This window comes from Phyllobacterium pellucidum (assembly GCF_013327855.1).
Classification (GTDB): Bacteria; Pseudomonadota; Alphaproteobacteria; order Rhizobiales; family Rhizobiaceae; genus Phyllobacterium; species Phyllobacterium pellucidum.
This window is the reverse complement of sequence record NZ_JABUMX010000001.1, coordinates 125,685-140,665: the sequence shown is the minus strand read 5'-3', so window position 1 is coordinate 140,665 and position 14,981 is coordinate 125,685. Positions and strand designations below refer to the sequence as shown.

At 56.9% G+C, this 14,981-nt stretch carries 16 protein-coding genes; 5 read left to right on the top strand and 11 right to left on the bottom strand.

Translation table 11 applies throughout. The annotated features are described in order from the left end of the window. Positions 1-379: 379 nt before the first annotated feature. The 10 genes from ligD to HQ945_RS00630 all read right to left on the bottom strand — a co-directional run bounded on the left by ligD (position 380) and on the right by HQ945_RS00630 (position 7,136). Positions 380-1,435 carry a non-homologous end-joining DNA ligase gene (gene ligD, locus HQ945_RS00675; RefSeq protein WP_174207537.1) on the bottom strand — a complete coding sequence of 352 codons (1,056 nt, stop codon included), beginning with the start codon at positions 1,433-1,435 and terminating at the stop codon, positions 380-382. Positions 1,436-1,543: 108 nt separating this feature from the next. Then, positions 1,544-1,978: a thermonuclease family protein gene (locus HQ945_RS00670; protein ID WP_174207536.1), complete on the bottom strand. Its 435-nt coding sequence runs from the start codon at positions 1,976-1,978 to the stop codon at positions 1,544-1,546. A 335-nt stretch (positions 1,979-2,313) separates the two neighbouring features. Continuing rightward, the gene (locus tag HQ945_RS00665; RefSeq protein WP_174207535.1) at positions 2,314-3,507 is read right to left on the bottom strand and encodes an SH3 domain-containing protein; all 1,194 of its coding nucleotides are present in this window, start codon (positions 3,505-3,507) and stop codon (positions 2,314-2,316) included. 421 nt (positions 3,508-3,928) lie between these two features. Next, complete coding sequence (locus HQ945_RS00660) at positions 3,929-4,069, bottom strand: hypothetical protein (protein WP_174207534.1); 141 nt, start codon at positions 4,067-4,069, stop codon at positions 3,929-3,931. 25 nt (positions 4,070-4,094) lie between these two features. Continuing rightward, positions 4,095-4,430 (bottom strand): hypothetical protein, encoded by a 336-nt coding sequence (locus tag HQ945_RS00655; protein ID WP_174207533.1) that lies wholly within the window; start codon positions 4,428-4,430, stop codon positions 4,095-4,097. Beyond that, positions 4,427-4,807, bottom strand: coding sequence for a hypothetical protein (locus HQ945_RS00650; protein WP_174207532.1), 381 nt, complete (start codon positions 4,805-4,807; stop codon positions 4,427-4,429). Before HQ945_RS00650 ends, HQ945_RS00655 begins: the two co-directional genes overlap by 4 nt. 382 nt (positions 4,808-5,189) lie before the next feature. Next, a complete protein-coding gene (locus HQ945_RS00645; protein ID WP_174207531.1) occupies positions 5,190-5,879 on the bottom strand; it encodes a tetratricopeptide repeat protein in 690 nt (229 codons plus the stop codon). 149 nt (positions 5,880-6,028) lie between these two features. Then, positions 6,029-6,259: a hypothetical protein gene (locus HQ945_RS00640; protein ID WP_207719696.1), complete on the bottom strand. Its 231-nt coding sequence runs from the start codon at positions 6,257-6,259 to the stop codon at positions 6,029-6,031. Further along, positions 6,238-6,399 (bottom strand): hypothetical protein, encoded by a 162-nt coding sequence (locus HQ945_RS00635; protein WP_174207529.1) that lies wholly within the window; start codon positions 6,397-6,399, stop codon positions 6,238-6,240. The genes HQ945_RS00640 and HQ945_RS00635 overlap by 22 nt, the downstream gene beginning before the upstream one ends. A gap of 11 nt (positions 6,400-6,410) precedes the next feature. After that, positions 6,411-7,136, bottom strand: coding sequence for a hypothetical protein (locus HQ945_RS00630; protein ID WP_174207528.1), 726 nt, complete (start codon positions 7,134-7,136; stop codon positions 6,411-6,413). Positions 7,137-8,572: 1,436 nt separating this feature from the next. Between HQ945_RS00630 and HQ945_RS00625 the strand changes: the two genes are divergently transcribed. From HQ945_RS00625 to HQ945_RS00615, 3 genes are all read left to right on the top strand, one after another. Next, positions 8,573-9,637, top strand: coding sequence for a class I SAM-dependent methyltransferase (locus tag HQ945_RS00625; RefSeq protein WP_113280084.1), 1,065 nt, complete (start codon positions 8,573-8,575; stop codon positions 9,635-9,637). A 166-nt stretch (positions 9,638-9,803) separates the two neighbouring features. Then, positions 9,804-11,435 (top strand): acyl-CoA dehydrogenase family protein, encoded by a 1,632-nt coding sequence (locus HQ945_RS00620; RefSeq protein WP_113280083.1) that lies wholly within the window; start codon positions 9,804-9,806, stop codon positions 11,433-11,435. A 281-nt stretch (positions 11,436-11,716) separates the two neighbouring features. Next, positions 11,717-12,040 (top strand): DUF6105 family protein, encoded by a 324-nt coding sequence (locus HQ945_RS00615; protein WP_027232509.1) that lies wholly within the window; start codon positions 11,717-11,719, stop codon positions 12,038-12,040. Here the strand turns inward: HQ945_RS00615 and ruvX are convergent. Next, positions 12,004-12,504 carry a Holliday junction resolvase RuvX gene (gene ruvX / locus HQ945_RS00610; RefSeq protein WP_113280200.1) on the bottom strand — a complete coding sequence of 167 codons (501 nt, stop codon included), beginning with the start codon at positions 12,502-12,504 and terminating at the stop codon, positions 12,004-12,006. The genes HQ945_RS00615 and ruvX overlap by 37 nt on opposite strands. A gap of 117 nt (positions 12,505-12,621) precedes the next feature. Between ruvX and HQ945_RS00605 the strand changes: the two genes are divergently transcribed. Both HQ945_RS00605 and HQ945_RS00600 read left to right on the top strand, forming a co-directional pair. Continuing rightward, positions 12,622-13,326 (top strand): metal-dependent hydrolase, encoded by a 705-nt coding sequence (locus HQ945_RS00605; RefSeq protein ID WP_027232511.1) that lies wholly within the window; start codon positions 12,622-12,624, stop codon positions 13,324-13,326. A 51-nt stretch (positions 13,327-13,377) separates the two neighbouring features. Further along, positions 13,378-14,970: a hypothetical protein gene (locus tag HQ945_RS00600; protein ID WP_113280082.1), complete on the top strand. Its 1,593-nt coding sequence runs from the start codon at positions 13,378-13,380 to the stop codon at positions 14,968-14,970. Positions 14,971-14,981: the final 11 nt, after the last annotated feature.

The following is a 14,981-nucleotide window of genomic DNA, read 5'->3' as shown; positions in this document are numbered from 1 at the left end:
CGTGCCTTCGTGGCTGAAGTGCCGCCTCGAGAAGGGCGGAAACCACCTGCTGCGGCAATTTAGGCAAAGATGTCGTCCCGGTCGATACCGCCATTACGATGCTGCGAAGTATTCGATGAAGCTGGAGCCGGGTCAAAACGAAGTATTGGCGCTGATCACCTTCCGCTGAGCGGAACGCCCTGTTGGTCGGGGGCGGCAAGGCAACGGAATTGTCCGTGAGCGAAACTGTCGAGTGGGTCTCAATGCTTGTCGCTCGCCGCTGCAAGCGCGACGTTTTTATTCCGCCGGCGTCGAATTTATGAAAATCCCCGACGCCAGTGAGTGACAATCGGGCGCGGCGATGGGCGTCATGGCCCGAAAAAAGCCGGCGCCCAATTTTTCAGTCAAGTTGAAGGATTTCGGCATGGTCAGCGGCGTCGCGCAAACCCTTGAACGATGCGTGCCGCAAACGCCCGTCGTGCGTCCAGGCGCTGAAATTCACTTCTGCGACTAGCGTGGGCTCGACAAAGACGAGGTTTTTGCCCTTGATGGGAACGGCCGGTTTATCGATCCGCATGCTGTCGAGCTGAAAACGTAGGTCACGCGCAAGCTTTGCGGAAAATCCAGTTCCCACGTTGCCGGCATAGACAAGCTTATCGCCGTTGCGTGCCGCCAAAAGCAGGCTGGCGATCGAGCCGCGAACCTTCTGGCTCGGCTCATACCCAATTACCGCAAAGCTCTCGCTGTTCACGCACTTGATCTTTAGCCAGTCACCGGTACGGCCGGAGCGGTATGGCGCATTCTTGTTCTTGGCGATGATGCCCTCAAGTCCATGGGCGCAGGCATGGCGCAGCAAGGCTTCACCGTCGTCGTGGACTTCCTCAGATAGGCGGATCGCCCCGGTTTCGCCGTCGAGCAAGTTGCCAAGCAGATGACGACGCGACGATAGTTCAAGGCCAGTCAGATCGTGTCCGTCGAAATAAAGCAGATCGAAGGCATAGAGCACGGCCTCGTGTGCGGCACGCGTTGCCTTGCGGCCCCCGAGCGCCCGCTGGAGCAAACCAAAATTGGGCACACCCTTTTCATCGAGCACAACCGCTTCCCCATCGAGGATCATGGTGGCGGGGCCAAGTTCCTTGGCGGCTGTCGCGATCGAGGGGAAATAGCTTGTCCAATCATGCCCGCCACGCGTAATGATCCGCACGCCGCCATTCGCCTCGACATGAACCGCCAAACGATACCCGTCCCATTTGACTTCGAACAGCCAGTCCGGCCCGCTGGGCGGCTTTGATTTGAGCAATGCCATGCACGGCTCGATGCGCTCGGGCATCGGGTCGAACTGCAAGCGGGGCTGGCGTTTGTCGCGCGGTTTCGGCGCCGGGACGATTAACGGTGCATTGAGGTCCGAAAGGAGACCGATTGTTTCGAGCCTGCGTGTGGATCGACGTTTCGCCATTCCGTCATTGGGTCCAGAAAATGTTTAAGATAATGCGATTGCCGCATGTTCTTACTATCGACGGCCCATTGTCCAGTGCGCGCCACTTCAGCTTAGGCTGGCGGCAAATTACGGCGCACACCACACATTACCTCTGTTCGGCCAGGGTTGAGCGAGCTTTTCGGCCAAGAGAACTTCGCCTGCGTCCCTGCCGTCCGAGAGGATCACCCGAACCAACAGTCGTTTGCTGCGATCTTCACGTCCATCGTAAACGAAGCCGTACTCGTTATGCGTCATCAGGTCCTGAAGGCGGATCATCGCCTCCTTGCCTTTTGCCAATTCGTCGGCGCATCCCGGCTTGGAAATTTCGGGCGTATCAATATCAAGCAGCCGCCATTTCTTGCCGTTTTCCCATCCGGTGTCGCCATCGACCAGACACGTTACTTTTCTGGCCGCCCGAAATCCGCCCGAACATATGTCCATCGCCGAGGCAGGGGCGCCGTAGAGGCATCCTAGAAGCACGGTCGTTGCTAAAGCTATTGTTTTCATCCGCAGTGGTTGCATGTTACCTCGGAAGGTAACTCTTGCGGCCAGTGTCGCTAACGCAGTAGTGACCGCCTCGAGGGCCGATGCAAAACAAGCCGGCACGACAAGAGCACTCGCCCGCGGGCGTGGGGGTCATGTCGTCTTGACCATCATCGTTATCCGCCAACCCTCGCTCGGCTTGGCAAGATTTCTTGCTCCCGCTGACCGATCCGTCATTGCAAATAAACGTGTCGCCTTGGCACCGTGAAATACCGCCTTTACTGCCACTGCACGGCGTATTGGCTGAGCCCGCTGCGCTTGCCAAGATCAGGAACGAAGCCGCGAACGCCATTCGCCAAATGATCCCCACGGCCCTACTCACAGCACGCTTTTCCGACGTAAGTGTTCCCGACCGTCATGAATGCGTCGTCCGGGATACTGCCATTGGACTTCATCACCTTCAGCGCTTCGGCGGCTCGCTTTGCCGGATATGTCCCCGACAGGGTCACTGCGAACCAATGATTGGTCGCATAATAAGCGGTCAGGCGCATTGAAGACTTCGCCATATAGGCCTGCGTCTCAAGATAATTGTCGAAACTGGCGATCTGAATATATCGGTTGTTGAATGGCATGCTGACAAACTGGTCGACCTTCACCCAATTGTGGTGGAGATAGCCGGTCTGGCCCCTAACATTCACGTAATACCAGCGGTCGTAGACATTCAGGATGCTGACCGGATCGCCGTTCTTTACCATCCCCAATTTCTGACTTGCCTGGTCAGTTGATGCGCGAAGGAACTCTGATCCCTCCGGGTGTCGCACCTTTCCTGTGCGTGCCAGCGGAATTTCGAACCGTGCGTCTATGGCGGGAATTGAACTGTCGGGCAGTGCGGCCGTGGTTCTCGGGGCTGGAAGCTGTGTCGGGGCGGGCGGCGCGATATTCTGGTCGCTGGCGACGTTCTGATCCCCCGACGGCATCGGTGTCGTAACGCGATATGCTGTCATCTCGCTCTTGGACAAATAACGAATATCGTCCTTCTCGTATTTCAGCGACAGCTCAAGCAATGCCGGGTCGACGCCCATCTCCGTCATGTAGGAAATCGTTTCAGCGGTAACGTGCTGTATTTGCGATACAGCGGCATCAAGATTGAGGTTGGCACTCCCCGAGAACGAGGATTTATGAACGCCGATCGCCCCCGGCTCTGCCATGCGCACGACGCCGCCGAGAAACGCCAGCGCGCAGGCCGATGCGCACTCCACGCTCCCTCGCGGCTGATAGGTCGCCAGGTTCAGTATTCGTATCAGTCGGCCGAGCTCCATTGCCTTGACCGGGTTTCCTCCGGGCGAGTTGAACGAGACAAATATGGGGTCAGTCTGCTTTACCAGCTGAGCAAACGGCGCAAGGTTTTCATCGAATTCGAACTCACCCTGAACTGCAATATATTTTATACCGTTCGTGAGTTCCCCTGACTTGAATGTCAGCGCCGTTGCGACTGAGGTTCCAGCGCCCACCACACCCAATGCGAGCAGCATCGTTTGCAGATGCCCGCCAACTCGTACCCATTTCATTTTACAAAATTCCCCAATACCCGAACAGCAACTTATTGAGGCGGCTCTCGAGCGTCAATTCAGCTCTTCAGCCTGTGCTCAAATACCACGAAAGGCTGATCCGACGGGTTAGTGACGGTTATGAAGGCCACGTGCATTATCTGAAGCCCACGTATTCGACAGCAACAAGGAGCGATTTTGACGCCCGAGCGATTTAAAGAATGCCTCTCCTTATTGCGCTGGTCTCAGATCGATCTTGCGGCCGCATTGGAATGCGACATTTTTCCCACGAACGCATGGGGAAACGGGCTCGAGCTGATCCCCGCAGATATTTCGGCGTGGCTCGAGAAGCTCGCTATAGCTCACCACAAGGCTGGTATTCCCGATGCTTATAAGGGTGCAGTGCTCAAGATGAAAGTTGGCGGGTAGGACAGGGAGGTGGTCAGGTATTCCGCTTCGTCATTACCCTTCGCAATTCTGTCTCGATCGACAGGAATTGGTCACGGTGCATCGCGAGCTGGGTCGTATCCGCAACAGCGACGATAGCCGCAAACACCTCATCCTCACCCCATCCGGCTGCCACGGCCTCTCCGAAGAGTTCAAGCAATTTATCCTCGATCGCTCTCTGGCAGTCGCTCAGTCGGTCTTTGTGGCCGGATGGCTTGCGTGGTCTTTCGATCGCCATGTGAAGCACTCCCATTATCTGCCACGGTACGACGTTTTCTTGCACGGTCTTGGGCCAATATCCGCTCGCGATTTTTAGCATACCATGCGTTTTGCTGCTCCCGATATTTATCCGGATTTGCAAGCCGCCATTGTTTTGCTCGCTCGGCCTCCTTTGCTTTCTTCTCCGCGGAATGAGGATTGTTAGCGCGCCACTGCCTCATCTTCTCGGCATTCTTGGCTTTGCGAAGGGCAGCCTTTTCTTCGTCACTTTTGCTCATGTCTTCCTGCGAATGCGCTCCACCCTACCTCTGCGAAGATCCTCAACGAGGACGGCATATTGCTCCGGATTGTTCTGTCTCAACGATCGGAGCTCCATGGTGCGCTGATCGTACGGCCATTCCTGCGGATCACGTTTGCCGGCCTCAGTGGTCGAGAAGTGCGCGAACCTGTGCTCTACCCACTCTATAGCCTTACGCCTGGTCAGGCATGAATCGGTGGCTGCATTTCCGATCTGCATGTTTACAGACCACACGCTGAGGTGGTCCGAATCCTTGTTGCGAAAGATGCGCGCGATCGTGATGTTCTCGACGTAGGCGCAGAAGTCGTAAGGAAGCTCATCCCCACCGATGACCGTGCGTTTCCAAGTGATGTGCATCGCCATTCGTAACAAGGCCCAAAAACGCGAGCAAGCCTACACCTTGGATCTAAAACCAAAGGGCCTTAATCGCAATTTGACGATAGGCGGCCGTACAGCGGATTAAGCCGTGGTCTAGCCGTTAAAGAAACGGGACTTCGGGGACGCCAACGGCTCTTTTTGCGGTCGTGAGCCATTCAGCGCACCAAGCAGCTTGAAATACCTCGGCATTCTCGCGGCTCGAAAAACAATAGACGCTGTAGTGGGCGGTTTCTTCATCGAAATAGAAATGATGGATGGCGCATTACGAAGACCAGCAAAACCGCCTGCGGCTGTCGCTGCCTGAACTTCGGCTAGACATGCGCGAAGAACTGGCCAACCTGTCGAAGGACGGATGATGTTCTCAGTTCCGCGACGGTTTCCAATCCCGTGCCAGGAGCTGTGCCTCACCAATTTGGTCGCTGGTCATGAAACCGGCTGTAGTATCGCGAAGTTTAGCGGCTTTTTCATCGCCATGCGAGGCAGAAAGGTTAAACCACATATGCGCGAGTACATAGTCCTGCGGGACACCTACGCCCTGGGCGTACAGGGCGCCGAGGTTGCTCTGCGCCTGGGCAAAGCCTTGGTCGGCAGCGAGGCGAAACCATTTCACACTTTCTGACGAGTTTTGCGGGACGCCCTTGCCTTTAAGGTACACGAGGCCGAGGCTGAACTGCGCTTTGGCATGGCCCTGATCGGCAGCAAGGCGAAACCACTTCAGCGCCTCGGCGTCGTTCCGTTTCACGCCGCGTCCGTTAGCGTAAGCGATGCCGATGTTGTGTTGGGCGTTCGGCAAACCCTGATCGGCAGCAAGGCGAAACCACTTCAGCGCCTCGGCGTCGTTCCGTTTCACGCCGCGTCCGTTAGAGTACATATTGCCGAGGTTGAACTGGGCGGCGGCATTGCCACGATCGGCAGCGAGGCGATACATCTCCACCGCTTTAGCGTAGTCGCCACTCTTGTCTGCCGCGTAGCCGTCCTCTAGCGGCCCAGGAATTGCCGAACCAGCCAAAATGGCGGCAACAGCAATCCCGGCGACAGTGCGCTTGAGCATAACGACCCCGCATCTTGCAAAAATGTTGGCAACTGAACCGCCCGTCCGGGAACGGCTCTATCGAACGTCAAATAGCATTAGCATGATGCACAGGGAAAATCTTGTGTTTGGCCGCCAAACTCTTGGCCTGGCGCGCTACCGTGGCGGCCTCATGAGCGCCGCAGTTGCACGCGCTGAGTCTTGCCGCTGGGCAAATCCTTGATCATTTGCGCGTAGGCATCTAGATCGGACTGCTGCAAACGCCTTAGCTGGCCGCTGCACGCGTCCGCTGGCCATGCTTGCGGATCGATATCGGGATTTTCGGCAGCAAAGCGCTCGAAGCTTTTTTCTACCCATGCAATGGCTTCGCGTCGCGTCATCACCATGCCGCCATGTTGCATGACCAGATGGTATGGTTTTCGGCGCTCCTATCGCGGTATATGCGGGCGATGTTCACGTTGCCGTCGACATAGGCGCAAAAATCATAGCGCAGTTCGACGCCGCCGATCTGGGTGCGCCGCCATGTAAGGACATGGCTCATGGATGGCGGCATCATAAGTCTGATTGGTTTAAGGCCAACCATTCTTGCCGCTTGGCCAATACGAGGGCGTAAACACCAGCCCAAGCATGGGGCATCTGATCGTCATGGTTTAAAAGGTCTGACAAGACGTTGCTCGTCTCAAGTGCCACCCTGCCCATTTGGAAACAAAGAGTTTCTAGTGATTTCGCATGGAAGAACGGTCCGCTCTCTGCGAAGGCTCCATCTCTAGATAACATTGCCCCTGACTTTCGCGTTGGATGGGCCGCAAACTCGCTGAACTCCCTGTACACTTTGTGGCGAAGACTGGTCTTGACGCCATAGCACTTGTCAAGCTTGTTGCGCACCTCCGAAGGCTTGAAAGCGTTATACCATTTGCCACCTTCTAAAGTCTGCCACGCCTCTAACTCGTTTTCGTCCAGTCGAAACAAATCGATCAACCAACAGGTATCAAGTATATCGCGGATGACTAGCGCGCTCTTTTGATGATACCCAATGAGCGTTAGATTTAAGGCAGCGGCAAAGCCATTGAACAAGCGCAGGCCCATCAGCCTTTTCCAGTACATTGATTGACTGGACGAGCCGAACTGGCGAAAGGTCTCGGCGACGTCCATCGCCTGTTCTATAACCTCCAAATGAAGCAAGAGCCGGTGATTTTCCCGGATGTAATCGAGTGACTGCTTGCGGATAAGGTACTCCTGCGCGCGTAGCCGTCGCAGGTTTGTGGGTAAGGCGGGCATCAGAACCTCACAGCGTGTCGTTTCGCCTTAGCCTATGTTGAATCGAAAATAACGCTAGAGTCAGCGCCGCTCTTACACAACCTATCGCAGCGGCGGGCTGCTGGCCGGTACTGGGCCAGGGCGGCGGTGAAATGTTCCAAGTGGAACGCTTGGCACATTTGTGCCACAAGCCAATCAAAGGCTTAGCGATTGCTGGTGTTCGAAATGGAACGCTGGCACTTTTGTGCCACTGCGGGAAATCCCGCACCGGCTTCGAAAAACGCCAGTCTTCTCAAATGGCCAATTTCAGCAAATGCGGGAAATCCCGCACTGGGGCACACGCCCCACTCCCGCAGGAAAATGTCAAAGGTAACAACCCTGAAAATCCTGCTGCTGGGGCAAACGCCCCACTGGCACGTATGTGCCAAAAACCCATTTGGGTAATTTTGCACCTCTGGTGCTGCGGTTTCTGGGGCTTTCTTGGCGATTGATGACCCAAGTGGGTCGCTACGGACCGCGCGGCGGCGGTAAATGGTCCAAATGGACCGCTGGCACTTTTGTGCCAACAGGCCAATCAAAGACTTAGCAATTGCTGGTGGTCCAAGTGGACCGCTTGGCACTTGTGGCCAATGCGGAAAAATCCGCATCGGCTTCGAAAAAGCCAGACTTTTCAAATGGCCAATTTCAGCAATGCGGAAAAATCCGCAGTCACACTGAAACCTCGACTGCGACAAACGTCGCACCGGCTTCAAAAAACGCCAGTCTTTTCAAATGGCCGGTTTCCACCTAATGCGACAAATGTCGCAGTCTGCTATGCTCATGCGCGATGGCTAAATGCTGTCGTTCTGCACAGGGTCGGGCGAGGTGCTGACGTATTGAGGCGCGTCCGGCCCCCTCCTTTGCGTGGACTCGTCGCGATGCGGCATTTGCCGCACTGGGGCTTTCTGGCGCCTTGCCATCCTTGATCTTTTCAGCGGACTGTGCGGCTTTTGCCGCACCCAGTGTTTAGAGCGCGCTCGCTGGTCAACGGCAAGGGTGGTGCATCTGCACCACTGAGGTTGCCGGTTTGGCTACGCGAGCAAACCGCCACCCGCTCAATGCCGCAGCATTTGGCCACAGCGGGCCGTACAGCGCGATTCGAGGGCAGGGTGGTATGAAGGGGCTTTTGCGGACAGGATTCGCGCCTGTACCCAATTTTGTACCCAACTTCGGATTTCGAAGAGCTAACTAATTGAAAAATAACAATTGGCAACTTGATGTCATAGCAAGTCCCCCCTATAGGCCCGATGCCCCGCTGCTGCAAGCATCGGAGCGCGCATATCCTTTATGATCGCCAACATGGCTGTGAACAATGGAGCATAAGGTGGCGGGGTCGGCAACGGGCGTCAATTGCTGCTGTTGTCGAAGAGGCGTACAATCACCTCTGCCAGTGACGACGCGAATACAATGGGGGCAGCATGTCAGATGGCATTATCCCGACACGCGCCGCCATGGAAGGCGGCGGATACTATAATCGCCATTCGGCGATGCAGGCTGCCGGCAATGCGGCGGCCCTGGCACTGTGGCAATCGGCGGCGAATTCGGTCGCCTTCGGCGACGAACCGCTCGTCATTGTCGATTACGGCTCTTCTCAGGGCAAGAACTCGATGGATCCTGTAGCGATCGCGATCCAGGCGCTGCGGGCACGCGCAGGTGAGGAGCGATCCATCGAGGTGATCCACACGGATTTGCCCTCGAATGACTTCACATCGCTGTTCAATGCCCTCGAAAGCGATCCGCAGAGCTACATGACGGGATCGACGGGAATATTCCCCTCCGCGATCGGGCGCAGCTACTATGAACCCCTCTTTACTCCGGGGCGGGTGCACCTTGGGTGGAATTCCTGGACCATGCAGTGGATGAGCCAGCACCCCGTCGACATTCCCGACCACATTTTTGCCCTCCACAGCAAATCTGAGGACGTTCACAAGGCACTACTCCTTCAACAAGCCCGCGACTGGCGACTGTTCCTGCAGCGCCGGGCGAGCGAATTGCGCCATGATGGCAGGCTTCTATGCCTTTTCCCGGGGCGGCCGGAAGACAGGGTTGGCTGGGAGTGGCTGACCAGCGAGTTGTGGCACGCCTTGCTCTCCATGAAGCACGATGGACTTCTTTCGGAAGACGATCTTCTGCATATCAACATTCCGACGGCCCCGCGCAAACTTGCAGATATCCGGGCGCCCTTTGCAACGGGAGATGGGGCGTTTGCCGGCCTGCGGATCGAGCACTCGGAAATATTGCCCGGGCCGGACTTGCATTGGGATGCGTTCGAGCGCACCGGCGATCCACTACCGCTTGCGCGCGGCTGGACCGGCATGATGCGGGCTTTTTCGGGGCCAACCGTGGCGTCCTCACTCAGCGCCAAACCGAACCGGGCAGCTCTGGTCGATGAGCTTTACGGCAGAATGGAAGCAAGCCTCGCGTCGAACCCGCGGCGGCATGAACACTTTGTCGCCGTCGTGCTTTTGCACAAGGTCGGTTGAGACGACGGTTTTCTCGCACGCGGCCGATATCGACTAACGCCGGACACATCATATATTGAGTGAGTTAACCGCTTGTCAGATTCTTGGCACGATAAAGAGTCTGTGCGCACCCGCATGCCGATTGAACCCGAGCGTGCGACTACCAAAGCAAGTCAGGACCCGCTACTTGAAAACCCATGATGTCCTCAACCAGACACCGCCGATGAGCGGCCTTAACGCCTACCTCGGCGATCCCTTGCTGATGCAGATCACCAAGCGTTTCCCACAGGAGGTGCGCAAGGAACTGGAACAGAACGGGCGCTTCGTACTTTCAAGCGATGCACAGGATTTGGCGAGGCTGGCGAATGCGGAAACGCCAAAGCTGCGCACCCATGACCGACAGGGCCGGCGCATCGACGTCGTCGATTACCATCCTGCCTATCATGCCTTGATGCGCCGGTCGGTGTCGCAGGGCCTGCATTCCTCGATATGGGAAGACGGAAAGACGGAATCAGGCGTACGCCATCAAGCGCGCGCCTCGCGCTTCTACCTTACGGCCCAACTCGAGTGTGGCCATCTATGTCCGCTGACAATGACGAGCGCTTCGCTCGCGGCCCTGATGGCATCGCCCACGCTCTATCGCGAGTGGTCGCCGCTGATCCTGCCTCGCAAATATGATTCCAGCAACAAGTCGCCGGCAAAGAAGGCCGGTCTCACCCTCGGTATGGGGATGACCGAGAAGCAGGGCGGCACCGACGTTCAGGCCAACACAACGCGCGCCGAGCCGGATGGGAGCGGCTTTTATCGGATCACCGGCCATAAATGGTTCATGTCAGCGCCGATGTCCGATGCCTTCCTCGTTCTCGCGCAGGTCCGCGAGGGACTTTCATGCTTTCTCGTGCCGCGCATTCTTCCGGACGGAAGTTCGAACGGGTTCCGCTTTCAACGGCTGAAGGACAAGCTCGGCAATCGCTCGAATGCCTCGTCGGAAGTAGAATTCGAAAGTGCCCTTGGGCAGATGATCGGCAATCCGGGAGAGGGCGTCAAAACGATCATCGACATGGTGACGCTCACCCGGCTTGATTGCGCCGTCGCTTCGGCAGGCCTGATGCGTGCCGGACTTGCGGAAGCGGTGCACCATGCGCGCCACCGCGTTGCGTTCGAGACGACGCTCATCGAGAAGCCGCTCATGCTGCGTGTGCTCGCCGATATGGCCCTCGATGTCGCGGCTGCCACGGCGCTTGCAATGCGCCTGGCGCGGGCATTCGATAATGCTGCCAAGGATCGCAGCGAAGCCGCCTTTGCCCGCGTCATGACCCCTGTGGTAAAATACTGGGTGGCAAAGATCGCACCTGCGATGCTCTATGAGACGATGGAGTGCCTCGGCGGCAACGGTTACATCGAGGAAGGCAATCTCGCACGCTACTATCGCGAGGCCCCGGTCAATGCGATCTGGGAGGGCTCGGGCAATGTTATGGCACTGGATGTTGTTCGCGTTCTAAAACGTGGTCCGCAGCTTTTCGATGAAGTGCTGAACTGGATCGGGGCCCAACTCGGACGGGGCGGGCAGGGCACCGTCGAAGTGTTGCGCGCAGCCATGCGCGTCACCGAGAACGATGAAGGTGCGGCCCGTATTCTGACCGAGCAGCTTGCACTGGCGGCGGCCGGTGCGGAACTGCGCTATCTCCATTCGGAAGATATAGCTGACGCCTTTATCGAAACGCGGCTCGGCGGCCAGTGGCGCACGACCTACGGCATGCTCGACGCGCGCCACAACGCAAAGAACATCGTGAATTCGCTTTATCCGGGCGCTTCCTGATTCTCAGGGGAAGCCGCAGAACCGGACCGCGCAGTGCACGCACCGCGTGCAGCGTCTTCATTGTCAGAAAAATCGGATAGTGACGCACAAAAACGCATCCCGAGCGCGCACGGGGGCTCGCTAATAGCTTCAATTTGAATTAAATTTTTGTAAATTAACCTTAACAAACGGTTTACATTGCGGTTCACTTCTTAAACGATAACACTGTCGTTCGAAATTGCACTGCAAATTCGTAGGGTTAAGATAAAGTGATTATGAGCTTCCCTTGGAGGAGTTACTGAATGCGCAGCTTCCTGATTTTCTGGGCGGGACCGCTGACTTTCCTTTGGGGATGGTATTTCCTGTCATATTACGATCTCAGCATGGGCATGTATTTTTTCAGCCGTGAGATGCATGACCTGGTGTTTCAGATTTACGGGCAGGCGCTCGGCATAGCGCCGGAAAGCATTCCACCTCTGGTTGCGCGTGCTTGTATCATCGACACCGGCCTGGTCCTTGGCCTCATCGCTTTCCGCCGTCGCCGCAAGATCATTGCCTGGGTAAAGGAATGGCGCGCAGCGCGGGCTGGCTACGGGAAGGAACTTCCGTCAATATCGGTTTCCTGACGCAGCGCCCGCAGGCGGTCCAACGCGCCCTGCAAGATAAAGGATGCAGCGGCTGAATCGATGCGGTCGGCCCGCTTCTGGCGCGATACATCCATTCCGATCAGAACGCGCTCGGCCGCAACCGTCGACAGCCGCTCGTCCCAATAGACAAATGGAAGTTCCGTCAGCTTTTCCATATTGCGCACGAAGGCGCGGGTCGCCTGAGCCCGCGGTCCCTCGCTGCCATCCATATTTACCGGCAGCCCGATGATAATAGCGCCGACATTGTCGGCATTGAGCGCTTTCAGCAAATCCTGAGCATCGTGCGAGAACTTGCTGCGCCTCAATACAGGGCGTGGGTTGGCAAACGAGAAGCCGCGATCTGATATAGCGATGCCGATCGTCTTGGTCCCAAGGTCAAGACCGGCGAGCGTCTTGCCCTCCGCCACGCGCGTCTCAAGTTCTTCAATTGCCAATACCGTCAATTTGATTGCTTCCTGCACTTGCAATGCGGATCGATCGATCGCTTTAATCCGGCACACCTGACACATACCGCTTCTACGGCAGCGTGGCGAGCATCCAGTGAATGAAGGGATAAAGACATGAAAATTACCTGGCTTGGCCATTCGGCTTTCCGGCTCGAAACCACAAAGAACACGATTCTGATCGATCCGTTCCTGAACGGGAACCCCGGCGCCAAGGGCGTGGACATCAAGGAAGCGACCAAGGGCGTCGATCACATCATCCTGACGCATGGCCATGGCGATCACGTGGGCGACACGATCGCGCTGGCCAAGGAAACCGGTGCACTCGTCACTGGCAATGCCGACCTTGTGTCCTGGCTCTCTTCAAAAGGCGTCGCCCGGGTCGATCCTACCAATACGGGCGGTACCGTTTCCTATGACGGCTTCACCGTCACCTATGTCAACGCATTGCATTCGTCGGCGCAGTTGACCGAAGACGGCGTGTCGCATTCCCTCGGCAGCGCGAACGGCGTGGTGCTGCATTTCGATGCCGATCCGACGCTCTATCACATGGGCGATACCGATATCTTCTCGGACATGGCGCTGATCAACGAACTGCACAATCCGCAGATCGGCATTCTGCCGGTTGGCGACCGTTTCACCATGGGTGGTGCGGTGGCGGCCCTTGCTGCGCGGCGCTATTTCAAGTTCGAGCACGCCATTCCCTGTCATTACGGCTCGTTTCCCATAATCGACCAGACCCCGGAGAAATTCGTGGCCGGAATGGAAGGTGGTGAAACTAAAGTCGTAGTTCCGACAACGAATCAGCAATTTACCATTTGAATTGAAGTTGCTAGATCAACGCTGGCTCGTATCGACGCCTGGAGAAATGACGTGCGCAGACTGCTTTTTGCTTCCCTCTTGATGACATCGGCCTGGCCGGCATTCGCTCAAACCGTCGATGCGGATGGCGCGAAGGCGCTCGCCGATACGCTGGCGAAATATTTCGGCCGGTCCGCGATCGAGGGCAAGATCGTGAACGTTGCGCCCGCCGGGGATAACTACCGTATCACCTTGAGCCTGGCGGAGCTTTTCAAAGGAATGCCCAGTCGCGGCATTAATGGCGATTTTATTAGCTCTGACCTGCTCGCCCGGCCGCTGGCCGACGGAACGTGGAACATATCGACTGCAACCCCTCCTGATTGGATCGACACGTCAACGTTTACGGGGTCGACGTATTGGTCGGTCAAGAATGCCCAAATGAACGGTGTTTTTGACCCGAAACTCGGTACATTCAGCAAGTCCGATTTTTCCTACGATGGCATGAAGATGAGGGTGGCGGCCGGTACCCAAGCCGCCGACGTGACTGCCGGCCCGGTGAAAGGCCAATTGAACGGGATGGCAAATCCTGCCGGCGGCGTCGATATGGGTTATACTCAAACCACAGGTAACTTCGTCGAAACGATCTCGCTGAAATCCCCGCTTCCAGCGGCACCGGATGATGGCGCTGTTACGCCGGCGCCGACCCTTCCCGCACCGCCGTCGAAGGTGGTTTTCAGCAGCGGGGAAGTGACGTACTCAGCGGATGCCAAGGGCGCACGCAATCTCGAAATTCTGGACCTATGGGCTTATTTTGTCGCCCATTCCGACACGAAGACGCTGACCGACCCGCAGCAGGCGGAACTGAAGGGCAAGATCCTTGCGGTATTGCCGATCTGGGAGAAATTGACGGGGACATATCGGTTCGCTGGGCTCGATATCGATACGCCGCTCGGCAAATTCACAGCCAAGAACATCGTGCAGGAAGTGGATTTCGACGGTGTCGGCAAGGACGGTGGCTATCACGTTGCGCTTCGCACCAACGGCCTCACCTATCCACCCTTGCCCATACCCGATTGGGCCAAGCCGTTATTGCCAACCGATGTCGAACTTGCCTTTGGTGCGGAAAGCGTTGATCTGGACACGCTGGTGAAGGCCGCTGTTGCGGATATGGATTTGCGCCGCGACGAGCCGTTTTCCGATGCATTTGAATCAAATGCCGCTGCGGCCTTTGTGACCAATCCGCCCAAGGTGGTTATCGACAAGAGCATGGTTCGGACCGCCGAAAGTGAAATCACCGTGGAGGGCGAAGTATCCTTTGCCGGCATGAAGCCGACAAGCCGCACCACCTGGGAAATGGCCGGATTCGATGCCGCGCTCGATCGGCTGAACAACGCCGCCGAGCATGAGCCCGAGGTCAAGAATTACGTCGTCTTTGCCAAGCTTGCGAAGGATTTCGGCACGCAACTGCCGAACGGGCATATGCAGTGGATTGTCGATCAACAGGCGGATGGGTCGGTCAGCGTCAATGGCAATCCTGTCAAGGGACCCGATCCGGTCGCAACACCCGACGATGATGACGCGCTGGATGGAACGACGCTCGACGACAATATTATCGATCCGGATGCCGGGAGCGATAGCGATGACGCGGATGCTCCGAAGCAATAGGCCCGTTTCAC